Origin of the sequence: Solibacillus silvestris, from assembly GCF_051967575.1 — a bacterium.
GTDB lineage: Bacteria > Bacillota > Bacilli > Bacillales_A > Planococcaceae > Solibacillus > Solibacillus silvestris_B.
The window spans coordinates 14,451-38,984 of sequence record NZ_JBQCJW010000003.1 but is presented as its reverse complement, the minus strand read 5'-3'; the positions used below and the strand labels follow the sequence as shown (position 1 = coordinate 38,984).

Below are 24,534 nucleotides of genomic sequence, written 5' to 3'. Positions count from 1 at the left end.
GGAATGATTTCTTTATATTCTAAGAAATCATCCCACTTTTTTTAAATTAAATACGTGTAGCTGCTTCTACAATGATTGCAATGATAAACATTACAATGAAGAAGCCGCCACCAATCATGAAACCGTAACCCGCATCCGGGAAGTCGTTACCTTTCATTGCTCGGCCACGACCTTCAAATGGATTTTCAGCTACATAGTTTGGATCTTGATGTCCTGCCATAAGTATCCCTCCTAATCTCCAATAATTATAGAATAATCTAAATGAAAATGCTATATGAAATGCTAATTATTCCTTTTCTTGGCGTATTGCGGCGACACAAATTTCAAGAAAAATCCACAAAGTAGCGGATTGCATTTTATATAATTTCGTTTTTCTGTCAGTAAAGCCGTCTTCGCAACTATACAACCTCATTCGGTTAAATAATGTTATACTTAGAATTACGAAAGTAAAGGAGGTTCCCGATATGATAACAAAAGTGTGGCAAGATTTTAAAAAAGGGAATTTCGCGCCGGTTTACTTGCTTGTCGGAGAAGAAACTTATTTTGTGGATGAAACAATTAAGCAATTGAAAGGCGCTCTCCGCAAAGAGGAAGAAGCGGAAGTGATGACTTTTGACTTAAGTGAACAGCCGATTGATTATGTCATTGATGAAGCGGATACGATCCCTTTTTTTACAGATCGTAAATTAATCATAGCCAAAAATGCATCATTTCTAAAAGCGGCGGAAAAAGGGAAAGAAAAGATCGACCATGATCTAAAGCGTCTCGAAACATGGCTGGAGCACCCTACAGATACAGCCATTACGGTATTTATAGCCCCATATGAAAAATTGGATGAGCGCAAAAAAATCACGAAGCTTATGAAGGATAAATGTACCGTCATACTGGCGGAAACACCTCAAAATCATGATTTAAATGTATGGGTGCAAAATGAGGCGAGACAGCACGGCAAAGCAATCACCGATGAAGCGATCGGGAAGCTGCTTGAAATGGTTGGCCCGAATATGCTCCAGCTTCAAATAGAAATAGAGAAGATGGCGCTTTATTTAGGCGGGGAGCCGGAAATCACACGTGAACTCGTTGAAGATTTAGTGGCGAAAACGCTTGAACATGATGCCTTTAAAATGCTGAATGCTTACTTGGGGCATAATCAGGAGGAAGCGCTTAAAATATATCATGATTTACTGCGCCAAAAAGAGGAGCCGATTAAGCTTGTCGGTTTGCTTGCAAGCAATATCCGCACGATGAACAGCATTTTTTATTTGCAGAAAAAAGGCTACCATCAGCAGCAAATCGCTAAGCAGCTAAAGCTCCATCCATACCGTGTCCAAGTTATTTCGAACCAGAAAAACCGTCCATCAGACCAACGTTTACTGCAGGCATTATATAGCCTTGCGGAAGTGGATCTCCAGCTAAAAACAACAGGCGGCAACCGCGAGCGCCATTTGGAGCTGTTTTTGATGAAGAAACTATAGCAGATAAAGACGCGAAAGCATACTAAAATTTATTTTTCCTTATATAATTTAAAGAACCTTCTAAATTTAGCACATAATTAAACCCCATTGTTTTTTGGCGGGAGCAGCATCGTTTTTCAGCTTTTGTTCTTGCTTGCCGATTAACAATGGGGTTTTTTGAGGCTCTGCTAAAATCCTCTTTTTCCAAAGCTATAACAACATAAAGATCTATAATCTCCTGAATCACGAAAAAAGCCAACTGCCCTAATAGACAGTTGGCTTTATAAGTTTACAATTAAGCTTTTTTCGCTAAACGAGACTTTTTACGAGAAGCCGCATTTTTGTGAATAAGACCTTTAGAAGCAGCTTTATCTAATGCTTTAGAAGCAGCAACTACTAATTCTTGTGCGTTGTCAGCACCAGTTGCGATCGCTTGCTCAGCTTTTTTAACTGTAGTACGCATAGCAGATTTTGCTTGTGCGTTAGCAGCGTTAGCTTTTTCGTTAACTTTTACACGTTTGATAGCAGATTTAATGTTTGGCATTTCTTTCACCTCCTAGATTTAGGTACGAGATGAGTATTTTCTCACTTATTTCATGTGTCAATACAACAAAAATCATTCTACCAAAGGATTGAACGAATTGCAATACATAAACGCAAAGAATATTTACTTGACAGTTTGAACAGACTGAAAAATGGAGGTGCGTTTATGAAAAAAATAGATTGGAATCGTACAGACTTAATTGATGAAACAGCAGAAGTCGTACTTCATCAAACAAAAGAACAAAAGGAAGAATTACAGCGCGAACGTGGCGTTCATATGGAAGAATGGCAACAAAACCGTGTGAAAATCACGAAAGTGGAAGTGAACGCAACAGGAGAAGAGCAAATCAGCAAAAAGCAAGGGGTGTATATTACATTATCAATACCTACATTAACGGCAGAAGATAGCCATGGATTTACACAACTCCAACATACGTTGATCCACTATTTGCATGATCTGCATAAGAAAGTGGAATTAACGGCCCAATCAAAAATATTAGTGATTGGCTTAGGGAATAAAATGATTACCCCTGATGCAATCGGTCCATATACGATTGATGCGATGCATAAAAAGCAATCGGAATTAGAAACGCCGCAGTTTATACTGTACGCGCCAGGGGTGACGGGTCAGACCGGCTTTGAAACGAGCGACTACATTCATGCATTGACAGAAAAAATAAAGCCTGCCCTCGTTATAATCATCGATGCGCTTGCAACGAGCGGCAGTGCCCGTTTATGCAGGACAATACAGTTAACGGATACAGGCATTCATCCAGGTGGGGGTGTCGGGAATCATCGTAAAGAAGTTTCTAAGGAAGTTTTAGGTGTACCCGTAACGGCAATTGGTATACCTACCGTCGTGGAGGCGCCGATTTTAATTGCGGATGCGATTGATGTTGCTTTCCGATCGATTGCCGCAAAAATTCAGGAAAAAGGGAAACCTTCCGGCAAGCTATCTGTAACGAATTGGACACCTGTTAATGAACAAGTGGATTTAACGACAGTGGAGCCGATTTTTGGGCAATGGGCAACATGGACAACAGAAGACCGCCGCCAATTATTTGAAGAAGTATTCAGCACACATCCAGAACGATTGATGGTTACGCCGAAAGAAGTGGATTTCTGGCTCAGCCAATACGCTTTTTTGTTAAGCGAAAGTTTATTCACTTGGGCTACGGAAAAACAAAATCCTGTAAATTAGCATTAGTTAAAAATTTAAGTTATTAAAAACTAGTCATCCGTTCTAAGTTTTCCTCTTTCGCCATATTGTATTGGAGAAAGGGTGATGTGTTTGCGGAAACTAAAACGCTTCTCATTATTGTTCTTATTTTTATTTTCACTGCCTATCATTATTGGGCAATTCCCTTTTCCAAATAATGAAACGTCCACTCCGCAGCAGGAGCGTTCGGCTGTCGTGTATGCAGCAACAGAGCCAATTTTAAATGTCGCAGAAGAGCCAGTATCCAAACCATTTAATGTACTGCTTATGTATACGCATTCCCATGAGTCGTATAAACCAATTGTTGAAAAAAGCAAAGGTATGAAGGCAGTGTATGATGAGGAAACGAATATTTTTTCTTTGCAGCAAATGATGCAGCATTATCTTGAATTGAATAAGATTACGCCGCATATCGTCGATTTTGATGTAATGACGGAAATGAAATTAGTGGATGCGAAGTTGCCTCAAGCCTACAAAATTGCCCGGCCTATATTGGCGCAGTATTTGGAAGAGCGCGAATACGAACTGATTATCGATTTTCACAGGGATGCAGTTCCAAAAAAGGCTACGACACTTACCGCAAATAATGAGAACTATGCAAAAGTGGCATTTGTAGTAGGGGCGGAACATCCGGCATATGAAGCGAATTTAGCGTATGCGAACATGCTGAATGAACAGTTGAACAGCATGTTGCCGGGAATTTCACGCGGCATTCTAAAACAACAGGGAACTGATGTAAATGGGATCTATAACCAGGACCTTGCATCGAATATGCTCCTTATCGAGTTCGGAGGCATCGACAACACGGAAGAAGAATTGCACAGGACGATGGCAATTTTGGCGCAAGCCATTCGATTGGCGTTTGTCGAGGCGATGGTGTAGCTGTTTTTTTAGTTATAATACCAAAGTATTTCTTCATATGAAAAAACAGCATTTCGCGATAAATTGGCGCGAAATGCTTTTTTCCTATGCGAGATGATTGTTCGCTGTTGTCGTTTTACTACGATTCATAGTATAATTTAAAATACGAAATGCCTCTATTGTTCCATTGCCGCAAATTCGATGGATGTAGGGGCTGTATTTTAGTAGAAAAGTAAATGGATGAATAATCTACATATGTAGTGACACCACCCTTATTAACAAGGGCACAGGTGTTTTTTCTAATTAGGAGAGGAATTAAACATGAACCGAGAAGAACGTTTAAAACGCCAAAAAAATATCCGAAATTTCTCGATTATTGCGCATATCGACCACGGGAAATCAACTTTAGCGGACCGTCTTTTAGAATCGACACAAACTGTTACACAGCGTGAAATGAAGTCCCAGCTATTGGATTCGATGGATTTAGAACGCGAGCGAGGCATTACGATTAAATTAAATGCCGTTCAAGTGAAGTACAATGCAAAGAATGGAGAGCAGTATACATTACACTTAATCGACACACCAGGACATGTCGATTTCACATATGAAGTGTCCCGTTCATTAGCTGCATGCGAAGGGGCCATTTTAGTAGTCGATGCAGCACAGGGAATCGAAGCGCAGACTTTAGCGAATGTTTATTTAGCGCTCGATAATGATCTGGAAATTTTACCTGTCATCAACAAAATTGATTTACCGGCCGCGGACCCTGAGCGTGTGCAGCAAGAAATTGAAGATGTGATCGGTTTGGACGCTTCAGATGCTGTCCTTGCATCCGCAAAAGCAGGCATCGGCATTGAAGATATTTTAGAGCAGATCGTGGAGAAAGTGCCGGCACCCGAGGGAGATCCTGAAGCGCCGCTGCAAGCATTAATTTTTGACTCTGTGTACGATGCTTATAAAGGTGTCATTATTTCAATTCGGATTGTAAACGGCACGGTTAAAGCGGGCGACAAAATCCGCATGATGGCAACAGGTGCGGAATTTGAAGTCATTGAAGTCGGCATCCATACACCGAAATCAGTTCCGCAAGCAGAATTGACTGTAGGGGATGTAGGCTACTTAACCGCATCAATTAAAAATGTGCAGGACACGCGTGTAGGCGATACTGTCACATTTGCCGGGGCGAAAGCGGCAAAAGAGCCATTGCCGGGATACCGTAAGCTGAACCCTATGGTATATTGTGGTCTTTACCCAATCGATACAGCGCGCTACAACGATTTACGCGATGCGCTGGAAAAGCTGGAGCTGAACGATTCTGCATTGCAATATGAAGCTGAAACATCACAGGCGCTTGGCTTTGGTTTCCGCTGTGGATTTTTAGGGCTATTGCATATGGAAATTATTCAAGAGCGTATCGAGCGCGAATTCAATATTGATTTAATTACAACAGCACCGTCAGTAATTTATGAAGTGTTCATGACAGATGGCTCATCATTAAAAGTGGATAATCCATCAATGATGCCAGACCCGCAAAAAACTGACCGTGTCGAAGAACCATACGTAAAAGCGGTCATTATGGTGCCGAATGATTATGTAGGGGCAGTAATGGAGCTATGCCAGCTGAAGCGCGGAAACTTTGTCGGGATGGACTATATTGATACGACACGTGTGTCTATCGTCTATGAAATGCCATTAGCTGAAATTGTTTACGACTTCTTTGACTATTTAAAATCGAACACAAAAGGCTATGCGTCATTTGATTATGAATTAATCGGCTACAAGCCTTCGAAGCTAAACAAAATGGATATTTTATTGAACGGCGAGCAAGTTGATGCATTAAGCTTCATCGTTCATAAAGACTTTGCCTATGAACGCGGAAAAGTAATTGTTGAAAAGCTGAAAGAGCTGATTCCGCGCCAGCAATTCGAAGTGCCAGTGCAAGCGGCAATCGGCCAAAAGATTATTGCGCGTTCAACAATTAAATCAATCGGCAAAAACGTTCTTGCTAAATGTTACGGCGGGGACATTTCCCGTAAGCGTAAACTGCTTGAAAAGCAAAAGGCAGGTAAAAAGCGCATGAAGCAAGTCGGTTCTGTAGAAGTGCCGCAGGAAGCGTTCATGGCTGTGCTGAAGATGGATGATAATAAGTAGTAGCAGCAAAGGGGCAGAAGGAGCAATCTTTCTGTCTTTTGCTTTTTTGGTGAGAATTCCGGGGCAATCTGCTACAGTAGAAAGTAAATGAAAACCATTTTAAAATGAGGCTTGAAGCGATGACGGACATTTTAAATTTTTTGCACTATAAAAATGAGAAGCTTGAAAACGAATTAAGCAAATTGCTGGAGCGCGCGAACTCACCGGCGGGCCGGGTAGATGCATTATTGGAAAACAAAGCATTGCAGCTAGAGGACCATAAGCTGTTTTTGGCATTTTTGGCATATTTGGCACAGCAAAAGCTTGATGCAAAAACATTGTTTCAAGATGTCCTCCGCTTGCCGAAACATCATTTTGAAGCGAAATATGAGATGAAATGGACACAAGTTATAAAATTAAGTGTCACATTTCTTACAATTTTGCGGACAAATGATATAAATAGCTATAAACAATTTATCGACTAGCTTGTAACAACCAGCAACAGTTCGCTATAATGATGAAATGAGTAAATGTAATAAATGAGAGGGGCTCTGGGTCGATGAATGAAGAACAACGACTAGCTAGTCAACAAATTAAGCAGCCTAAGGAAGAAAAAGACTATAGTAAATATTTTGAAAAAGTATTTACTGCTCCTTCACTGAAAGACGCTAAAAAACGCGGTAAAGAAGAAGTGAAATATCATAAGGATTTTGATATTGAAGAAAAATACTTAGGAATGGGACAAGACCGTAAATTTTATATTCGCACGTACGGCTGTCAAATGAATGAGCACGATACAGAAGTAATGGCAGGTATTTTCATGCAGCTTGGCTATACACCGACAGAAATGATCGAGGAAGCGGACGTTGTTCTTTTAAACACTTGTGCGATTCGCGAAAATGCTGAAAACAAAGTGTTCGGTGAGCTTGGCTTCTTGTTAAAATATAAACGTAAAAACCCGGAAATGCTGATCGGCGTTTGTGGGTGCATGTCGCAGGAAGAATCTGTCGTCAACAAAATTTTAAAGCAGTACCAGCATGTTGATATGGTGTTCGGTACACATAATATTCACCGCTTGCCGAATATTTTACATGATGCCTACATGTCTAAAGAAATGGTTGTGGAAGTTTGGTCAAAAGAAGGGGATGTCATCGAAAATCTCCCGAAAAAACGTCTTGGATCGATTAAAGCATGGGTAAATATTATGTACGGCTGCGACAAATTCTGTACATATTGCATCGTGCCGTATACAAGAGGCAAAGAGCGCTCACGCCGCCCTGAAGAAATTATTCAGGAGGTACGTGAACTCGCAGCACAAGGATATAAGGAAATTATGCTTTTAGGGCAAAACGTAAATGCTTACGGAAAAGATTTTGACGACATCGAATACCGCCTTGGCGATTTAATGGATGAGCTGCGCAAAATCGAAATCCCGCGTATCCGTTTTACGACGAGCCATCCGCGTGATTTTGATGACTATTTAATCGAAGTGCTAGCAAAAGGCGGCAATTTAGTCGACCATATTCATTTGCCTGTACAATCGGGTTCAAATGAGATTTTAAAAATCATGGCACGCAAATATACACGTGAGCACTTTCTGCAATTGGTCGATAAAATTAAAGCGGCGATTCCAGGTGTTACGCTGACGACCGATATTATTGTCGGCTATCCAAATGAGACAGAAGACCAATTCCAGGAAACACTTGATTTATATCGCCAAGTCGGCTTTGATATGGCATTCACGTATATTTATTCACCACGCGAAGGTACACCGGCTGCGAAAATGGTCGATAATGTAACAGAGGAAGAAAAGAAAGACCGTTTACAACGTCTCAATGCGGTTGTCGCAGAATACTCGGCAAAAGCTTTAAAAGATTTAGAAGGTCAAATTGTGGAAGTTTTAGTTGAAGGCAGCAGTAAAAGACGAGATGATGTTTTAGCTGGCTATACGCGTAAAAACCGTCTTGTAAACTTTAAAGCCGATCCAAAATACATTGGGAAGCTTGTACAAGTCAAGATTTTAGAAGCAAAATCTTACTCCTTAACGGGTGAATTTGTAGAAGAAGCAATAGAAGAGGTGGAATCCGTAAAATGACAACAAAATTGTATACAAAAGACGAAATCGTAGAAAAAGCAAAAGAAATCGCACATATGATTGCGAACACAGAAGAAGTGGAGTTTTTCAAAAAAGCGGAAGAGCAAATTAATGAAAATCAATTTGTTCGCGAAAAAATTGCTTCATTAAAAACATTGCAGAAACAAGCGGTTAATTTTCAGCATTTAGGGAAAGAAAAAGCACTGAAGATGATTGAAGGCAAAATTGCTGGCATTGAAGTGGAAATTGATGAATTGCCGGTTGTTCAACAATTTAAACAATCCCAAACAGAAGTGAATGAACTTTTGCAATTAGTTTCAAATGCCATTGCAAACAATGTAACAAATGAAGTGATCGCTTCTACAGGAGGCGATTTATTAAAAGGCGAAACGGGATCGAAAGTGCGCAACAGCAATCCAGGCTCTTGCTCGTAAATAACCAGTAGAAGAAGATATCCGAATTAGGATATCTTCTTTTTGGGAAATGGGCCTTTTACCTCTCGAAATTTAGAAGAATCTGTATATGTTTTCTGTCGATATTCCTATCGTAATTTGTTATACTATTTAGTTAGTGCGAACTATGAGGAAGGACATTGCCTATGAACGAATTTGACAATCGAAGTTTAAGTGATGAAGAAATGTATTTTTGGTTATGTCAGATGGCGCGACAGCTCGACTCGGCAGTTGCCATCATAAACCCGAAAAAAGGGTATATAATTGATTATGTAAACCATATCTTTATGCGCATGACAGAATTCAGCGAAAACGACATGATAGGGTCAACGCTTTCGTTACTCCATGGACCTAATACTGATATGTTGAATGAGGATGCGATTCAGGAAAGTATTGAAAATGGGCTGACGTTTAAAACGTCCTCCTTCCACTATCGAAAAGACGGTTCCGCTTTTTGGAATGAAGTAAGCAATTTACCGATGCGCAACCAGCAAGGCGAATTACAGTATAGTGTAATCGTTATGAGGGACGTCACTGATTCCATGAATGTGGAATCCTTGATTGAGCTGGAACGCGATGTTTATTTTAGTTTGGAAAATGGAGATGCTTTCGAGAATGTTTTGCGGAATATATGCAATACTGTGGAAACGACTTTCGGCAAAAAATGTCATTGTTCGATTGTTCTTGTAGATGATAATGACCGCATGATCAATATTTATGGCGAAATGTGGAAAGATTTAAAAAAGCTCGATGAAAACGTGCTGTTAATGGGCATAGGCGCTGAACATAAAAATAGCGTCAAAAAACCGCTCATTATTAAAGATTTAGTGAAATCCGAATATAGTGAAGCATACCGCATGCTAATTGAGAAGCATCATTTAGTTTCATTATGGAGTCAGCCGATTTTAAATACGGAAGGAAAAATAATCGGTTTATTCACGATGTATTTTGAGCAGCAGGCAGAGCCGCAAGCCACTGATTTTAAATTCTTGAATCGTATTGCGCCGATCGTCACACTCGCAGTAAAATATTTTGACCAGAAGAATGCGATACGCCGTCTTGCATATCAAGATGTAGCATCCGGCTTGAATAATTTTGAGCGATTTAAAATTATTTTAAACGGATTGATTACAGATGGATGCGATGGCCATTTATATATTATTGAACCTGGGGAATACCAAAACATCATTGATTTATACGGCCGCCGGGGCGGAGATGAAGTTTTGCGGCAGCTGGCGAACAGAATCCAAAGCTTATCGACATTCGAGGATTCGATTATTGCGCGATATACTCATTCATCCATTATTGCGGCAACACGTTTATCGCTTCGGGAAATGAATATTCCCCAAAATGAAGTGGATGAAATTTTATCGGAGCCATATCATATCGATGGCAAAGAGGTGCTGCTGACATTAAAAATCGGGACATCCAGTTTCAGCTCCGAAATCACATTTACAGAAGCGGTTCGCCAAGCGGATACAGCATTGTCGAGCGCGCTGAAGGCGACAGGCACAGTCATTAAAAAATTCGAGCAAAGTTTAATTGAATCTATCGAGCAAGAGATGAATGTATTGGCCTATTTTTCGAGAGGCTTAAAAAACAGCGAGTTTTTCCCGATGCTCCAGCCTAAAGTCAATCTCAAAACAGGGCAAATTGAAAGCTTTGAAGCATTGGCGCGCTGGGTTTCGGCGGATATCGGTTTTGTATCACCGGCATTGTTTATCCCGGTCGCGGAAAATACAGGCAATATTTATAAAGTTGACCGCGAAATTTTCAAAAAAGTATTGCAGTGGCAAAAGGAACGTCAACAGGCTGGCTTAAAGCTGTATCAAGTATCAGTCAATATTTCGCCAAGCCATTTTTACAGTGCCGCGTTTGTGGAAAACTCGGTTACATTAATTGAAATGTATGGTGTCGATCCGAAATACATCAAATTTGAAATAACGGAAAGTGTTGAATTGGACAATGTGCTGCGGGCGAAAAAAATTATCAATGAGCTGCAGCGTTTTGGAATTGCAACTTCCATCGACGATTTTGGCGTAGGCTACTCTTCGTTAAGCTATTTACAGGAATTGCCGTTTGAAGAAATTAAAATCGATAAAAGCTTTGTCGATAATTTATCAGATCCGCGGATGAATGCCGTTATCAAAACGATTATTCAGCTTTCAAACAACTTGAACATGATATCGGTTGCCGAAGGGATCGAGACAGAGGAGCAGCATCTGGAATTGAAACGGCTAGGCTGCCAAATCGGGCAAGGGTATTACTATTACAAGCCAATGCCGATTGAACAAATTAATGTGCTGCTGGATAATCATTTGTCCATGAAATAGGGAAAAGCGCTACTACAATTACCCTTTGTAGTAGTTTTTTCTTTTCTATAAACTCATTTCACCCTTTAGGCAACTGTCGCATACAATAAGTCGAGTAGTTGAAGAAAGGAGAGATGTTCGGTGAAGCGTTTACGTCAAATTGTGACGAAAGCAGTTATTGCGAAAGGGAAAAAGCGAACCGAATGTGTAGAAACGCTCTGTCCACCGAATGCGCCAACAAGCATTTTAGGTTGTTGGGTAATTAATCATCAATACCAGGCAAAACGAAACGGCAAATTTGTTGAGGTGGCAGGGAAATTCGATGTGAATGTTTGGTACGCATATAACAATCATTCAAAAACGGCGGTTCATACAGAAACAATTGCCTATAAGGACCGTATAAAGCTGTCGTTCCGCGATGGGAATGAAATTGATTCAAATGATGTAAAGGTTCGTGTATTGCAGCAGCCGAATTGTATTGAAGCGGTGATCACGAAGCAAGGCGATAAATTCCAAGTGACAATCGAGCGGGAATTTTTAGTGGAGATTATCGGGGAGACGACGGTTGTCATTAATGTCCACCCAATGGATTATGAAGAGGAATGGTCCTATGATGAAAGCTCGCATCAGCCATCAAGCACATCTTCATCATCCAGTTCGTCCAGTGAAGACTATGAATCTTCTTCATACTCGTAAAAGCATGCATTGTTGAAATCCAGTTTTTTGCGTCATGACTAATAGTATCTGTCATTACATTGTGCATAGGGATTGTTTGAAAAATTCTTTCAGGCAATTCCTTTTTTCATTGTGTTTGTGAGGAAAATTGCGAGGCAAATGGTATAATACTTGTACAAGTTTTAGCAAGTGAGGGAAATCAATAATGACTACATATACACCGATGATGCAGCAATATATGCTCGTGAAACAAGATTACAAAGACGCTTTTTTATTTTATCGCCTAGGCGACTTTTATGAATTATTTTTCGATGATGCGATAAAAGCGTCCCAGCTGTTGGAAATCACGTTGACAGCGCGCGCAGGCAATACCGATAATCCGATCCCGATGTGCGGGGTTCCACATCATTCAGCACAGGGCTATATCGAAACACTTGTCGCAAAAGGCTATAAAGTGGCAGTTTGCGAACAGACTGAAGATCCGAAACATGCAAAAGGTGTAGTGAAACGTGAAGTCGTGCAAGTAATTACACCAGGGACAATTACTGAAGGAAAAGCGCTTGACGGCAAGTCAAACCATTTCATCGCAGCCGCAGAAAGCATTGCCCAAAACGAAATCGCTTTTGCCTATTTAGATGTATCGACAGGGGAAGCGAATTGTTCGATTATCGAGGGAAACGCCAAACAATTAATCCAGCAAGTACAAGCATACGCGATTAAAGAAGTAATTGTAACGGAGCAATTGCAGCTGCTTGTGGCGGATTATGCGGAGGCGGGCGGGATTGTTTTATCTTTGGAAAATGAAGAGATGGACGCGACAAAGGCAACTCAGTATGTCAGCCATGTGCCCGCGGGTTTGCAAGGTGTGGCAAAGCGTCTATTACAATATGTTGAACGAACACAAATGCGTTCTTTGTCACATATTCAGCCATTCCGCTATACAGAGGAGAATAATTATTTGCGGATCGATACAAATTCAAAGCGTAATTTAGAGTTGATTCAATCGATTCGCGGCGGGGATTCGAAAGGGACGCTATTATGGTTATTGGATGAAACCGTTACAGCAATGGGCGGACGAAAGCTGAAGCAATGGATGCATCAGCCGCTCGCCAATAAAAAGGCGATTGAAGCACGCCAGGAAGTTGTTGCCGAATTGCTGGAAGATTTCTTTTTGCGCGATGAATTAACGACATTATTGAAAAATGTTTATGATTTAGAGCGTCTAGCGGGGCGTGTCGCATTCGGCTCTGTCGGCGGGCGTGATTTGGCGCAGCTGCGCGAATCATTGCGTCAAGTGCCTACAATCCAAGAAAAGCTAATAAACAGCGGCCATGAAAAATGCTCGGCACTAGGGGAGAAACTGGACGTCTGTGCCGAAATTGAGCAGCTATTGGCAAAGGCGATTACAGACCACCCGCCGATTTCGATCAAAGAAGGCGATGTCATCCGCGATGAATACAATGCACAGCTTGATGAATACCGTGATGCCTCCCGCAACGGCAAAGACTGGATCGCCCAGCTTGAGCAAAAGGAACGTGAATTGACAGGCATCAAAAACCTGAAAATCGGCTATAACCGCGTTTTTGGCTACTATATCGAAATTACGAAATCGCATTTAAATAACACGGATTTAGCCCGTTTTGAACGGAAGCAAACATTGGCCAATGCCGAGCGTTTCATTACAGAAGAGCTGAAGGAAAAAGAAACGCTGATTTTAAATGCGGAAGAGCAAAGCTTGGCATTGGAATATGATCTATTTGTGGCGCTGCGTGATGAATTGAAGGGATATATTCCCCGTGTCCAAGCATTGGCCGCACAGATAAGCGAGCTTGATGTACTGATGGGCTTTGCTGCCGTGACGGACAAATACCGTTTTACAAAGCCGGTATTCCATGAAGGGCGCACATTGAAAATTATTGAAGGGCGTCACCCGGTAGTCGAAAAAATGCTTAATAAGCAAAGCTATGTACCGAATGATTGTGTATTGACAGATGAAAAAAATATGATGCTTATTACGGGCCCGAACATGTCCGGGAAAAGTACGTATATGCGCCAAGTTGCACTAATCGTCGTGCTGGCGCAAATGGGTTGTTATGTACCGGCGGATGAAGCGGTACTGCCGATTACTGATCAAATTTTCACGCGAATTGGTGCTGCCGATGATTTAGCTGCCGGGCAATCGACGTTTATGGTTGAAATGCTGGAATCACAACATGCAATTACACATGCGACGAAAAATAGTTTATTGCTTTTTGATGAAATCGGGCGAGGAACTTCCACATATGATGGTATGAGTTTGGCGCAGGCGATGATGGAATATATTCATGAGGAAATTGGCGCAAACACTTTATTTTCAACGCATTATCATGAGTTGACAGGCTTGGAAAATGAGCTTGACCGTCTGCAAAATGTTCATGTAAGTGCAACAGAGCAAGACGGGCGTGTCGTGTTCTTGCATAAAGTGAAGAAAGGTGCAGCAGATAAAAGCTACGGGGTGCACGTTGCTGAGCTTGCGGAAATGCCGGAACCGATTTTACAGCGTGCGCGTATTTTACTTCAGCAATTTGAAGGAGCAGCCGCAGAAAAACCGAAAGTGATTATTCATGAGCAATCGCCACAAACAGTTGAACGAATTCCTGAACAAATTGCGGAAGAGGAGCTGCAGCTTTCATTATTTACGATTAATGAAGAACCGGCAATTGCACCGGAACAGCAAGAAGTACTCGATACATTGGCAAAACTGAATGTGATGGGTACGACACCGATGCAGGCAATGACTTTATTATACGAACTGCAGCAAAAGCTGGCAGGCAATAAATAAGGAGGGAAGAGCAATGGGAAAAATTCAAATAATGGATGAATGGCTATCGAATAAAATCGCGGCTGGTGAAGTAGTGGAACGTCCTTCATCTGTCGTCAAGGAATTAGTCGAAAATGCCATTGATGCAGGCAGCACATCAATTGAAATTTTTCTGGAAGAAGCAGGTCTTAGCTCGATCCAAGTAATCGACAACGGAAGCGGCATGGATGAAGAAGACGCGCTTAAATCTTTTTCCCGCCATGCCACTTCGAAAATTGAAAAAGAGCAGGATTTATTCCGTATTCGTACACTTGGCTTCCGCGGCGAGGCTTTGGCATCCATTGCTTCGGTTTCTAAATTGACGCTTCGCACATCTGACGGGGATGGCGGCGTGCATTTACATCTAGAGGGCGGCCACTTGAAAGAACACAAGCCAACTTCATTGCGCCGAGGGACGGATATTACCGTTGCACAGCTTTTTTTCAATACGCCTGCACGATTGAAATACTTGAAAACGATTCAGACAGAGCTAGGGCATACAATTGATTTTATTAACCGGATTGCGCTCGGCTACCCGAAAATTGCGATTAAGCTTGTCCACAATGGCCAAACTTTGCTCCAAACAAATGGTCGCGGACAAGTACAGCAAGTTTTGGCGGCGATATACGGTGCGCATCACGCAAAAAAAATGCTGCCGTTTGAAGCGAGCAATAATGACTATAAAATACATGGTTTTGCAAGCTTGCCTGAAGTAACACGCGCATCGAAAAATTATATGTCCTTATTCGTGAATGGCAGATGGGTCAAGCATTTTGTCATTCAAAAAGCGATCATTGATGCATATCATACGTATTTGCCGATTGAACGGTTTCCTATCGTCCTTCTTTATGTGGAAGGCGATCCGCAATTAACCGATGTCAATGTGCATCCGGCAAAGCACCAAGTACGTTTAAGCAAAGAGCCAGAGCTGCTCAAGCTGATCGAGGATACGATCCGGGCAGCCATTCGTGAAGTCATTCGTATTCCGCTTGCGGAAAAAAAAGAGAAACCGATTCGTGCACAGAGCGAACAAATGAATATTTGGAATCCAATGAAAGCTTCGCAGCCTGCATTTGATGAGGATAAACTAACGACAATTGTTGAGCGTTTAACGAATGAGGCTTCGATTGTAAAAGAGCCGTATGCACCGGCACCTATTGAACTTCGACAAAATTCAGATAAGGCAGACGCTCTTTTTGAAGAGGACGAACAGCGTCAAATGCGTATGCCTCCAAGTGAAGCGCCTTACGCTGAAACGCAAACTGTCCAACATGAACAAAAGCATGATCAACAGGAGATGAAACGTCATTTTCCGCAAGTAGAAATTGTTGGGCAAATTCACGGTACGTACATTGTGGCGCAAATGGAGGACGGCTTTTATTTAATCGACCAGCATGCGGCACAGGAAAGAATCAAGTACGAATATTACCGGAATAAAGTCGGCGATGTAAATGCGAATGAACGCCAGGCACTGCTGATGCCCCTCACATTCCACTATGCTGCGGACGAGGCATTGCGTCTAAAAGAATGTATGGAAGCACTTGAAGAAGTAGGAGTCTATTTGGAGGAATTTGGGCTTTCGTCATTTGTCGTAAGAGAATATCCGACCTGGTTTCCAAAAGGGGAAGAACAGGAAATTATTGAGGAGCTAATCGAACAAGTATTAAACGCGCGGAAAACGAATATAAAGAAACTGCGTGAAGATGCGGCCATTATGATGAGCTGCAAAAAATCGATCAAAGCAAACCATTATTTAAATAAAGAGCAGATGGAAAGACTTATAGAAGATTTAAGGAATGCAGATAACCCATTTACATGCCCGCATGGACGCCCTGTTTTAATTCATTTTACGTCCTATGAAGTGGAGAAAATGTTTAAACGAGTTATGTAATTCATAAAAAGGGGGGGAGTTTATGGATCAACATTCATTTTATGCAACGATGTCGGATGGACACGATATATTTGTCCGTACATTTACACCAAAAGGAAATAAGTTAGGCCATATTCATATTTTACATGGAATGGCAGAACATAGTGCGCGCTATGAACGTTTTGCCGAAAAGCTATGTGAAGAAGGGTATTTTGTATCGGCCCATGATCATCGCGGCCATGGATTTACTGCACAAAAAAGCGGTATGCTCGGCTGTTTTGGATTGAAAAACGGTTTTGACCGCATTGTGGAAGATGTGCATGAAGTGCTTGCATATTTAAAAGATGAAACTGCGGGACGCCCTATTTTATTCGGGCATAGTATGGGTTCATTTATAGCGCGGCGATTTATACAGCAATATAGCGGAAAAATAGAGCGCTTAATTTTAAGCGGCACAGGTTCCCCGACATTGCTGCATGAAACGGGCCATATTGTCGCGCGGCAGCTAGTGAAACTGCAAGGGGCGAAAACGCGAAGCAAATTAATGGATAAGCTTAGTTTTGGGAATTTTAATCGCAATATCCCAAATGCCAAAACGAATTTTGACTGGCTTTCCACCGATGAAAAGGAAGTGCAGAAATATATTGATGACCCATTTTGCGGCTTTGTCGCGACAAATCAATTTTTTGCCGATCTAACCGGAGGAATGGCCATGTTGAAAAATGATCGCGAAAATGCCCGAATACGTCCAGATTTAAAAATATTGCTCATAAGCGGCACGGAGGATCCTGTCGGCGGTACAGAAGCAAAAGGTGTTTTGCAAGCGGGAAAACAGCTGGCTCTTGCAGGTGTGAAACAGGTGAAAGTGCATTTGTTTGAAGGGATGCGCCACGAAATTTTAAATGAGAAAAAGAAGCAACAAGTAATTGAAATAATAGTACGGTGGTTAAAGAATGAATAAAAAAATCGATGTAGTGGCCATTATCGGTCCTACCGCATCCGGAAAAACAGCGCTCAGCATTCGTCTGGCGAAAGAAATGAACGGTGAAATTATTAATGGTGATTCAATGCAAATTTACCGCCATATGGATATCGGCACTGCGAAAATCACAGAGGCAGAAATGGAGGGAATCCCGCACCATCTGCTCGATATTAAGGAGCCGACAGAGGGATTTTCGGTAGCGGAATACCAACAGCTTGTGCGCGGCAAAATTGAAGAAATTCAGGCCCGCGGAAAAATGCCGATCATCGTTGGCGGGACTGGACTTTATGTGCAATCGGTATTGTATGATTTTCAGTTTGCCAAGCGGGAAGTGGATGAACAGGCGCGTGCGCACTATTATGCAGAGCTTGAAAAACTAGGTCCCGAGCAGATGCATGCAAAATTAGCGCAAATTGATCCAGCCGCAGCGGCGGAAATTCATCCGAATAATACGAGACGTGTCATCCGCGCGCTCGAAATGGCAGAACTTGCCGGTGTATCGCGTGCTGAAGAACAGTTCAATCGTGGGAACATCCCATTATATAACCATCTGATTATCGGGTTGTATATGGACCGCGAAAAATTGTATGAACGCATAAATCTGCGTGTGGAATTAATGATGGAGGCTGGATTGCTTGAAGAGGTGCGCGCTTTATATGATGCCGGTATCCGTGATGTACAGTCCATTAAAGCGATTGGCTATAAAGAATTGTACGCATATTTTGATGGTGCAGTAACGCTTGGGGAGGCAATCGATAACATTAAACAGAATTCCCGCCGCTATGCGAAACGCCAATTAACGTACTTCCGCAACAAAATGGATATCGCTTGGATTGGAAATGATTGGAATGAAATCAAAAGTTTGTTCTAAAATATTCTGATTTTAAAAGGGATATTTTGCTCTAACAACGAATAGGTAATTATTGCATGTATTTTATGGTAAGGGAGATTGGACGATTATGAAATCAATGAATTTGCAAGATACGTTTTTGAACAATATGCGCAAAAGCAATATTTTTGTGACAGTATTTTTGTTGAATGGCTTTCAATTGAAAGGTTTAATAAAATCATATGACAATTTTACGGTGTTGTTAGAATCGGAAGGGAAGCAACAGTTAATTTATAAACATGCCATCTCTACTTTCGTCCCATCAAAAAATGTGGCGTTGGCAGATGAAGAACAGTAATTAGGCTAAACTTGTGGCGCGATTTCGGCTGTTTGATTATAATGACTAAGATGCTACAAGTATTGGAGGAATTATGATGAAAACGATGACGACAGATGAGCTGTTGAACTTACTCGATGCGAATGGAGATTTACACGTAATTGATGTACGTGAAGACTTTGAAGTAGAGCACGGAATGATACCGGGAGCTGTACATATTCCACTAGGTTCGATTCCGGAGCGTACAGATGAATTAGACACTTCAAAATCATATATCGTAGTATGCAAAGGCGGCGTTCGCAGTGCGAATGCATGTGAATATTTGGAAGCGCAAGGTTTTGATGCAACGAATTTAGAAGGCGGCATGACGGCCTATGATGGAGAATTGGAATTTAAATAATTTTCTGCATGGAAAGGGAGCGTCGGATCATCCGGCGCTCCCTAGTTTTATTCTATTTTATAAAAGGTATTTTTTTCGTCGGCAAACTCCAGCCTCTTGTGTAGGAGAAGAAGCGCAATACGGTGATTATGATGAATAATAAATATAAGAATAGATCGCCGCTGAAAATTTCAAGGCCGATTAACAAACCTGCACTTGCTGCCCAAACACCATAAATTTCATGGCGCAATACGATCGGTCTTCTGCCTGCTAGAAGATCGCGTACAATTCCACCGCCGGCACCCGTTAAAACGGCGGCTACAATAACGGCCCCGATCGGCAAATCCTGGTGTACGGCATGCATTGCCCCTTGAATGGCAAATGCGGACAATCCAATCGCATCGGTCACGTACCCCCAGCGGTTCCAATGCTTAATAAGGTGATGAGGCATCAAAAAGAAAACCGTAATCGCAAACAACGCAATTTGAAACATCATTTCTTGGCTCCATAATGTCGACACAGGTAGGCCGATTAATATATTCCGGATAGCCCCGCCTCCAAAAGCAGTGACAATCCCTAATATGTACACACCGAATAAATCGTATTCTTCCTCCATTGCGACAATTGCCCCCGAAATCGCAAAGGCAACGGTCCCAATGACGCTAAATACTTCCCAAGCCATAAGCAAATCCCCTTTAAAATATTATCGACCATGAGGATAGCAGTTTTTCAAACATTCGTCAAAACCGGATTTTTTAATGTATAATAGATACAGTTTGAACAGAATGGAGTAGTAATAATGGCATTTCAATCAGTATTAACAACTGAAACTTTAACGCTCGCAGCCGAAGTGGAAGAGAAAGTGCGCCTCGTTCACCAGCAAGTCGACGAACGCGCATTTTTTAACCAACAAAAAGTACTGGCGGCGTTTCGAAATAATCAAGTAAGCGACTTCCATCTACATCCTTCTACAGGATATGGGTATGATGATGAAGGGCGCGACAATCTGGAGCGTGTTTACGCGGAAGTTTTCGGGGCGGAAGCGGCTATTGTACGCCCGCAGATCATTTCGGGTACACATGCGATTACATTAAGTTTGTTCGGTGTTTTGCGTCCCGGAGATGAGCTTGTTTACATTACAGGAAAACCGTATGACACCCTTCAATCAATTGTTGATGGGGGCGAAAAAGATACAGGCTCATTAAAAGATTATCAAATTGGCTATGCACATGTCGATTTGATCGAAAATAAGAAAATCGACTGGGACGGTGTAAAAAAAGCGGTCAATGAAAAGACGAAAATGATTGCGATCCAGCGCTCAAAAGGCTATGCGACACGTCCTTCTTTTACAATTGAACAAATTTCGGAGATGGTTGTGAGAATTCGGGAAATTGCTCCATATGCGGTTATTTTTGTGGACAACTGCTACGGTGAATTTGTCGAGCTGCTCGAACCTACAGAAGTCGGTGTTGATTTAATGGCAGGTTCATTAATTAAAAACCCGGGTGGCGGCTTTGCGAAAATCGGGGGCTATATTGCAGGGCGCGCTGATTTAGTGGAAAAGTGCGCATACCGTATGACTTCGCCTGGTATCGGTGCAGAAGCAGGAGCAACGTTGAATGCATTGGCTGATTTTTACCAAGGCTTTTTCATGGCACCGCATATTGTTGCCCAAAGCTTGAAAGGAGCAATTTTCACATCGGCTATGCTAGAAGAAATCGGCATGTCGACAGCTCCTCATTATAAAGATGTGCGAACAGATTTAATTCAGTCAGTTTCATTCCGTACAGCGGAGCAAATGATCGCGTTTTGCCGCGAAATTCAAGCGGCCTCGCCCATCAATGCGCACTTCGCCCCAGAGCCTGCATATATGCCGGGATATGAAGATGACGTTATTATGGCGGCAGGGACATTTGTCCAAGGGTCAAGCATCGAGCTAACGGCTGATGGCCCTATTCGACCGCCGTTTACAGCTTTCGTCCAAGGTGGCTTAACTTATGAGCATGTGAAGTACGCCATTTGTTCAGCGGTGCAAAAATTGAAATAATAATTCGAGAATCGTCCATTTATTGGGCGATTTTTTTCTGCATTTGGAATGGAAAACGCTAAGTTATACTAAGGGTGTCAGTTTTTCTTACATGTAATTGACAAGGAACATAACAGACCGTAATATAACTATAAGGGAGGTGAATTAAATGAGTAGTGAAATTCGACGTTCAATGCCGCTATTATCGATAAGCATCGTCATGCAGCTAACGGACCTGACAGCAAGGCAAATCCGTTATTATGAAGAGCATGATTTAATTCAGCCACACCGTACAGAAGGAAATCAACGCATGTTTTCACTGAATGATGTCGATACATTATTGGAAATTAAAGATATGCTGGAACAAGGAATCAATATGGCAGGCATCAAAAAAGTGTTTGCAATGAAAAACGATCCGACTGTTCAGCAAGCAAACAAAGAAATATCCGATTCGGAATTGCGTAAAATTTTACGCGAAGAAATGCGCCAAGCTCAGCGCATGCAAAGAACATCTATCCGACAAGGGGACTTATCGCGCTTTTATCAATAGCGTGCAATCTATATTTGAACGATAATCATCGGTCCAAACAATTTTAGGAGTGTGGAATTTAGTGGGTAAATACACAAAAGAAGATATTAAACATCTTGTACAGGAAGAACAGGTAAAATTCATTCGTCTACAGTTTACTGATATTTTAGGAACAATCAAAAACGTTGAAATTCCAGTAAGCCAATTAGACAAAGCATTAGACAACAAAATGATGTTTGATGGCTCTTCAATCGAAGGCTTCGTACGCATCGAAGAATCAGATATGTATTTATACCCTGATTATGACTCGTTTATGGTTTTCCCGTGGACTGCCGAGAAGGGGAAAGTAGCCCGTTTTATTTGCGATATATATAATCCGAACGGTACACCTTTTGCAGGAGATCCCCGCAATAACTTAAAACGCGTGTTAAAAGAAATGGAAGAGCTAGGATTTACGGATTTCAACTTAGGACCAGAGCCTGAATTCTTCTTATTTAAATTGGATGCTAAAGGCGAACCAAGTTTGGAAGTGAACGACCATGGAGGCTACTTCGACTTGGCCCCTACAGATTTAGGGGAAAACTGCCGTCGTGATATCGTTTTAGAACTTGAAGAAATGGGCTTTGAAATCGAAGCTTCCCACCATGAGGTAGCACCCGGACAGCATGAAATCGATTTTAAATATGCAGATGCGATCACAGCTTGCGACAACATCCAAACATTTAAATTGGTCGTGAAAACGATCGCTCGTAAACATGGCCTGCACGCAACATTTATGCCTAAGCCATTATTCGGGGAAGCAGGTTCAGGAATGCACTTCAATGTTTCCTTATTTAAAGGGAAAGAAAATGCATTTTACGATGAATCAACAGAATTGGGCCTTTCTGAAACAGCGATGCAATTTATGGCTGGTGTATTGACACATGTACAAGGCTTCACAGCAATTACCAACCCGACTGTCAACTCTTATAAACGTTTAGTGCCGGGTTATGAAGCGCCATGCTATGTTGCATGGTCAGCACAAAACCGTTCACCGCTTATTCGCATCCCGTCTTCCCGCGGTGTATCAACACGTGTGGAAGTACGTTCAGTGGATCCGTCCGCGAATCCGTACTTAGCAATGGCTGTAATTTTAGAAGCGGGTCTCGAAGGTATCCGCAAACAATTGACACCACCGCCAGCAATTAACCGTAATATTTATGTGATGAGCGAAGAAGAGCGTAAAGCAAATGGCATCGACAACTTGCCTGCAGCTTTGGACGACGCACTTGCATTGCTTGCAAAGGATGACGTTGTTCAAAAAGCATTAGGCAGCCACATTTACGCAAACTTTAAAGAAGCGAAAGAAATCGAGTTCGAAATGTACCGTTCAACTGTCCACCAGTGGGAACGCGACCAATATATGAAAATGTACTAAGATGAAAGCGTTGGGGCTGTAGGCTCCAACGCTTTTGATGGTTTTATTGTCCGCAAGCTGATTTTCCCTTGCCCACATGGCTATTTTCTTTAAATGGATTTGATCTTTTTTAACACCATTCAATTGTATTTTGTCTCTATTTTTGCATTCTAACTACCGGAATATAGATATCGCAAATCTTTCCTTCATCAGGCATGCTGCGGTCATCGTAAAGTTCAAAGTCATTACAATTTGGTGCGTACTCATAACCAGACTTAGGGAACCATTCATTAAAAATGTAATTCCACGTGCCTTGAATAGCAGCAGCAAAGTTTGCTCCATCACTTGGTGGGGATGAAAATACTGCATAGGTTGCGGGAGGTACTTCGCAAACATGATATTCTCCAGAAATTTCTGCATCGTCTTTCCGTTCAACGCCGATAACATACTCGAATTCTCCGGTCGTCATGTCTTCCTGGAAGCACACACCATATTCATCGTGCTTTTTGATGAATTTTTCTGCGTGTAGTTTTTCCATCATTCCATTACTCATGTAATCATTCCAGAAAGCAGGGATTGCTTTTGAGTTTTCTCCAGCAACTGAAGTTGTTTTGATTGCAAAACCAGCAAGCTTTATAGCAGGAAGTGTAACAAATTTAGGCTCCATAATAATTCCTCCAATCAAGTATTTGTACGCGCCGGGGAGACTTGGCGGGAACGGACGATTACTATGTGCATGCAAGCGATAGGTTCCTGGTGAACAACCGAAATAACGCCGAAAAGCTTTACTAAAACCAGAATGAGTCCCAAACCCATAATCCATTGAGATATCAAGAATTCGCTTGCCAGAAGAAAGTTCATAAGCAGCGAAAGCAAGGCGGCGATTCCGTACATAGGCCATCACCGAATAGCCAGTACCCCATTGGAATAATCGGCAGAAGTGCCAAGTTGAATATCCCGCTTGTGCAGCTAAAACTTCCGGGCTGATATTATCTGTGATATGTTCGTCAATAAATTCTAGAATTCCTTGCAGAGTTTCCGTTGTGTCCATTAAAGTTCCTCCAAATAAAGGGCATTTCGTACAGTAAAACCAGTATATCAAAATACTGGAGAAATACTGTTCCAAAATTGCGGTATTTGGAAGTAATTGTAGATTATAAGAGAAATTATTTGAGCTTAAACTAAGGAATAAGAGGAATGCCATATATAAAGAGGAGCTAATTGGAAGTGTGAAAAAACGATAATACGGGAAGCAAAAAACCGGCAAATAAGATTGCCGGTTTTGAAAAATAATTAGCTTATTTGCCATTATTGTTTTTGTAGCGATCTTTGGCAAATATGCCGGAAGCTTGCTGCTTTTTAGTTTCAGCCTGCTGGTTTTGCTGTCGGACTTGATTAATGTCCGTTTCCATTCCGAATTCAGCGTTCATGGCACTGGAATTTTTCTGGTAGCCATTGTTGGCAAATAAACCGGAAGCTTGCTGCTTTTTAGCTTCAGCCTGCTGGTTTTGCTGCCGGACTTGATTAACGTCCGTTTCCATTCCGAATTCAGCGTTCATGGCACTGGAATTTTTCTGGTAGCCATTGTTGGCAAATAAACCGGAAG

The 24,534-nt window shown here is 41.7% G+C and carries 24 protein-coding genes; 18 read left to right on the top strand and 6 right to left on the bottom strand.

The window, feature by feature from the left end:
• Nucleotides 1-46 precede the first annotated feature (46 nt).
• Nucleotides 47-220, bottom strand: coding sequence for a YqzM family protein (locus ACTHOQ_RS02565; RefSeq protein ID WP_440494106.1), 174 nt, complete (start codon nt 218-220; stop codon nt 47-49).
• Between the two features lie 244 nt (nt 221-464).
• Between ACTHOQ_RS02565 and holA the strand changes: the two genes are divergently transcribed.
• Nucleotides 465-1,475, top strand: a complete 1,011-nt coding sequence (holA, locus tag ACTHOQ_RS02560) for a DNA polymerase III subunit delta (RefSeq protein ID WP_440494105.1) — start codon at nt 465-467, stop codon at nt 1,473-1,475.
• 22 nt (nt 1,476-1,497) lie between these two features.
• On the opposite strand, the gene ACTHOQ_RS02555 is transcribed toward holA, so the two are convergent.
• A complete protein-coding gene (locus ACTHOQ_RS02555; RefSeq protein ID WP_440494104.1) occupies nt 1,498-1,701 on the bottom strand; it encodes a hypothetical protein in 204 nt (67 codons plus the stop codon).
• 48 nt (nt 1,702-1,749) lie between these two features.
• Nucleotides 1,750-1,998: a 30S ribosomal protein S20 gene (rpsT, locus tag ACTHOQ_RS02550; RefSeq protein ID WP_440494103.1), complete on the bottom strand. Its 249-nt coding sequence runs from the start codon at nt 1,996-1,998 to the stop codon at nt 1,750-1,752.
• Nucleotides 1,999-2,163: 165 nt separating this feature from the next.
• Here rpsT and gpr point away from each other — a divergent pair, with 165 nt between their 5' ends.
• From gpr to ACTHOQ_RS02480, 14 genes are all read left to right on the top strand, one after another.
• A complete protein-coding gene (gene gpr / locus ACTHOQ_RS02545; RefSeq protein ID WP_440494102.1) occupies nt 2,164-3,198 on the top strand; it encodes a GPR endopeptidase in 1,035 nt (344 codons plus the stop codon).
• A gap of 84 nt (nt 3,199-3,282) precedes the next feature.
• Entirely contained in the window at nt 3,283-4,098 is an 816-nt protein-coding gene (spoIIP, locus tag ACTHOQ_RS02540) for a stage II sporulation protein P (RefSeq protein WP_440494101.1), read from the top strand.
• A gap of 300 nt (nt 4,099-4,398) precedes the next feature.
• On the top strand, nt 4,399-6,228 hold the full coding sequence (gene lepA, locus ACTHOQ_RS02535) for a translation elongation factor 4 (RefSeq protein ID WP_440494100.1): 1,830 nt from the start codon (nt 4,399-4,401) through the stop codon (nt 6,226-6,228).
• Nucleotides 6,229-6,347: 119 nt separating this feature from the next.
• Nucleotides 6,348-6,692, top strand: a complete 345-nt coding sequence (locus ACTHOQ_RS02530; RefSeq protein ID WP_440494099.1) for a hypothetical protein — start codon at nt 6,348-6,350, stop codon at nt 6,690-6,692.
• 74 nt (nt 6,693-6,766) lie between these two features.
• On the top strand, nt 6,767-8,302 hold the full coding sequence (gene miaB / locus ACTHOQ_RS02525) for a tRNA (N6-isopentenyl adenosine(37)-C2)-methylthiotransferase MiaB (RefSeq protein ID WP_440494098.1): 1,536 nt from the start codon (nt 6,767-6,769) through the stop codon (nt 8,300-8,302).
• Nucleotides 8,299-8,736: a YlbF/YmcA family competence regulator gene (locus tag ACTHOQ_RS02520; protein WP_440494097.1), complete on the top strand. Its 438-nt coding sequence runs from the start codon at nt 8,299-8,301 to the stop codon at nt 8,734-8,736. The genes miaB and ACTHOQ_RS02520 overlap by 4 nt, the downstream gene beginning before the upstream one ends.
• 164 nt (nt 8,737-8,900) lie before the next feature.
• Nucleotides 8,901-11,087, top strand: coding sequence for an EAL domain-containing protein (locus ACTHOQ_RS02515; protein ID WP_440494096.1), 2,187 nt, complete (start codon nt 8,901-8,903; stop codon nt 11,085-11,087).
• Between the two features lie 120 nt (nt 11,088-11,207).
• On the top strand, nt 11,208-11,762 hold the full coding sequence (cotE, locus tag ACTHOQ_RS02510) for an outer spore coat protein CotE (protein ID WP_440494095.1): 555 nt from the start codon (nt 11,208-11,210) through the stop codon (nt 11,760-11,762).
• A gap of 184 nt (nt 11,763-11,946) precedes the next feature.
• Nucleotides 11,947-14,562 carry a DNA mismatch repair protein MutS gene (gene mutS / locus ACTHOQ_RS02505; RefSeq protein ID WP_440494094.1) on the top strand — a complete coding sequence of 872 codons (2,616 nt, stop codon included), beginning with the start codon at nt 11,947-11,949 and terminating at the stop codon, nt 14,560-14,562.
• A gap of 13 nt (nt 14,563-14,575) precedes the next feature.
• The gene (gene mutL / locus ACTHOQ_RS02500) at nt 14,576-16,471 is read left to right on the top strand and encodes a DNA mismatch repair endonuclease MutL (RefSeq protein ID WP_440494093.1); all 1,896 of its coding nucleotides are present in this window, start codon (nt 14,576-14,578) and stop codon (nt 16,469-16,471) included.
• 22 nt (nt 16,472-16,493) lie between these two features.
• On the top strand, nt 16,494-17,411 hold the full coding sequence (locus ACTHOQ_RS02495; protein ID WP_440494092.1) for an alpha/beta hydrolase: 918 nt from the start codon (nt 16,494-16,496) through the stop codon (nt 17,409-17,411).
• On the top strand, nt 17,404-18,303 hold the full coding sequence (gene miaA / locus ACTHOQ_RS02490; RefSeq protein ID WP_440494091.1) for a tRNA (adenosine(37)-N6)-dimethylallyltransferase MiaA: 900 nt from the start codon (nt 17,404-17,406) through the stop codon (nt 18,301-18,303). The genes ACTHOQ_RS02495 and miaA overlap by 8 nt, the downstream gene beginning before the upstream one ends.
• A gap of 88 nt (nt 18,304-18,391) precedes the next feature.
• A complete protein-coding gene (gene hfq / locus ACTHOQ_RS02485) occupies nt 18,392-18,619 on the top strand; it encodes an RNA chaperone Hfq (protein WP_440494090.1) in 228 nt (75 codons plus the stop codon).
• 76 nt (nt 18,620-18,695) lie between these two features.
• Nucleotides 18,696-18,998, top strand: a complete 303-nt coding sequence (locus ACTHOQ_RS02480; protein WP_440494089.1) for a rhodanese-like domain-containing protein — start codon at nt 18,696-18,698, stop codon at nt 18,996-18,998.
• A gap of 52 nt (nt 18,999-19,050) precedes the next feature.
• On the opposite strand, the gene ACTHOQ_RS02475 is transcribed toward ACTHOQ_RS02480, so the two are convergent.
• Nucleotides 19,051-19,659, bottom strand: coding sequence for a trimeric intracellular cation channel family protein (locus tag ACTHOQ_RS02475; protein WP_440494088.1), 609 nt, complete (start codon nt 19,657-19,659; stop codon nt 19,051-19,053).
• A gap of 117 nt (nt 19,660-19,776) precedes the next feature.
• Here ACTHOQ_RS02475 and ACTHOQ_RS02470 point away from each other — a divergent pair, with 117 nt between their 5' ends.
• The 3 genes from ACTHOQ_RS02470 to glnA all read left to right on the top strand — a co-directional run bounded on the left by ACTHOQ_RS02470 (nt 19,777) and on the right by glnA (nt 22,949).
• A complete protein-coding gene (locus ACTHOQ_RS02470) occupies nt 19,777-21,024 on the top strand; it encodes a methionine gamma-lyase family protein (protein ID WP_440494087.1) in 1,248 nt (415 codons plus the stop codon).
• A 148-nt stretch (nt 21,025-21,172) separates the two neighbouring features.
• Entirely contained in the window at nt 21,173-21,553 is a 381-nt protein-coding gene (locus ACTHOQ_RS02465) for a MerR family transcriptional regulator (protein ID WP_440494086.1), read from the top strand.
• A gap of 61 nt (nt 21,554-21,614) precedes the next feature.
• Nucleotides 21,615-22,949 carry a type I glutamate--ammonia ligase gene (glnA, locus tag ACTHOQ_RS02460; protein ID WP_440494085.1) on the top strand — a complete coding sequence of 445 codons (1,335 nt, stop codon included), beginning with the start codon at nt 21,615-21,617 and terminating at the stop codon, nt 22,947-22,949.
• Nucleotides 22,950-23,085: 136 nt separating this feature from the next.
• Here glnA and ACTHOQ_RS02455 read toward each other — a convergent pair whose 3' ends face one another.
• Entirely contained in the window at nt 23,086-23,979 is an 894-nt protein-coding gene (locus tag ACTHOQ_RS02455; RefSeq protein ID WP_440494084.1) for an AraC family transcriptional regulator, read from the bottom strand.
• A gap of 247 nt (nt 23,980-24,226) precedes the next feature.
• Nucleotides 24,227-24,534 (bottom strand): gamma-type small acid-soluble spore protein (locus ACTHOQ_RS02450; RefSeq protein WP_440494083.1); only part of this gene is annotated, 308 nt, incomplete at its 5' end.

Bases quoted from the DNA above. Each gene is read 5' to 3' on its own strand.
- ACTHOQ_RS02495 (WP_440494092.1), top strand. From the start codon at position 16,494: ATGGATCAACATTCATTTTATGCAACGATGTCGGATGGACACGATATA.
- ACTHOQ_RS02470 (WP_440494087.1), top strand. From the start codon at position 19,777: ATGGCATTTCAATCAGTATTAACAACTGAAACTTTAACGCTCGCAGCC.
- miaA (WP_440494091.1), top strand. From the start codon at position 17,404: ATGAATAAAAAAATCGATGTAGTGGCCATTATCGGTCCTACCGCATCC.
- gpr (WP_440494102.1), top strand. From the start codon at position 2,164: ATGAAAAAAATAGATTGGAATCGTACAGACTTAATTGATGAAACAGCA.
- spoIIP (WP_440494101.1), top strand. From the start codon at position 3,283: ATGTGTTTGCGGAAACTAAAACGCTTCTCATTATTGTTCTTATTTTTA.
- ACTHOQ_RS02455 (WP_440494084.1), bottom strand. From the start codon at position 23,979: ATGGACACAACGGAAACTCTGCAAGGAATTCTAGAATTTATTGACGAA.
- rpsT (WP_440494103.1), bottom strand. From the start codon at position 1,998: ATGCCAAACATTAAATCTGCTATCAAACGTGTAAAAGTTAACGAAAAA.
- ACTHOQ_RS02480 (WP_440494089.1), top strand. From the start codon at position 18,696: ATGAAAACGATGACGACAGATGAGCTGTTGAACTTACTCGATGCGAAT.
- hfq (WP_440494090.1), top strand. From the start codon at position 18,392: ATGAAATCAATGAATTTGCAAGATACGTTTTTGAACAATATGCGCAAA.
- ACTHOQ_RS02465 (WP_440494086.1), top strand. From the start codon at position 21,173: ATGAGTAGTGAAATTCGACGTTCAATGCCGCTATTATCGATAAGCATC.
- lepA (WP_440494100.1), top strand. From the start codon at position 4,399: ATGAACCGAGAAGAACGTTTAAAACGCCAAAAAAATATCCGAAATTTC.
- ACTHOQ_RS02515 (WP_440494096.1), top strand. From the start codon at position 8,901: ATGAACGAATTTGACAATCGAAGTTTAAGTGATGAAGAAATGTATTTT.
- ACTHOQ_RS02530 (WP_440494099.1), top strand. From the start codon at position 6,348: ATGACGGACATTTTAAATTTTTTGCACTATAAAAATGAGAAGCTTGAA.
- miaB (WP_440494098.1), top strand. From the start codon at position 6,767: ATGAATGAAGAACAACGACTAGCTAGTCAACAAATTAAGCAGCCTAAG.
- holA (WP_440494105.1), top strand. From the start codon at position 465: ATGATAACAAAAGTGTGGCAAGATTTTAAAAAAGGGAATTTCGCGCCG.
- ACTHOQ_RS02475 (WP_440494088.1), bottom strand. From the start codon at position 19,659: ATGGCTTGGGAAGTATTTAGCGTCATTGGGACCGTTGCCTTTGCGATT.
- ACTHOQ_RS02565 (WP_440494106.1), bottom strand. From the start codon at position 220: ATGGCAGGACATCAAGATCCAAACTATGTAGCTGAAAATCCATTTGAA.
- mutS (WP_440494094.1), top strand. From the start codon at position 11,947: ATGACTACATATACACCGATGATGCAGCAATATATGCTCGTGAAACAA.
- ACTHOQ_RS02520 (WP_440494097.1), top strand. From the start codon at position 8,299: ATGACAACAAAATTGTATACAAAAGACGAAATCGTAGAAAAAGCAAAA.
- mutL (WP_440494093.1), top strand. From the start codon at position 14,576: ATGGGAAAAATTCAAATAATGGATGAATGGCTATCGAATAAAATCGCG.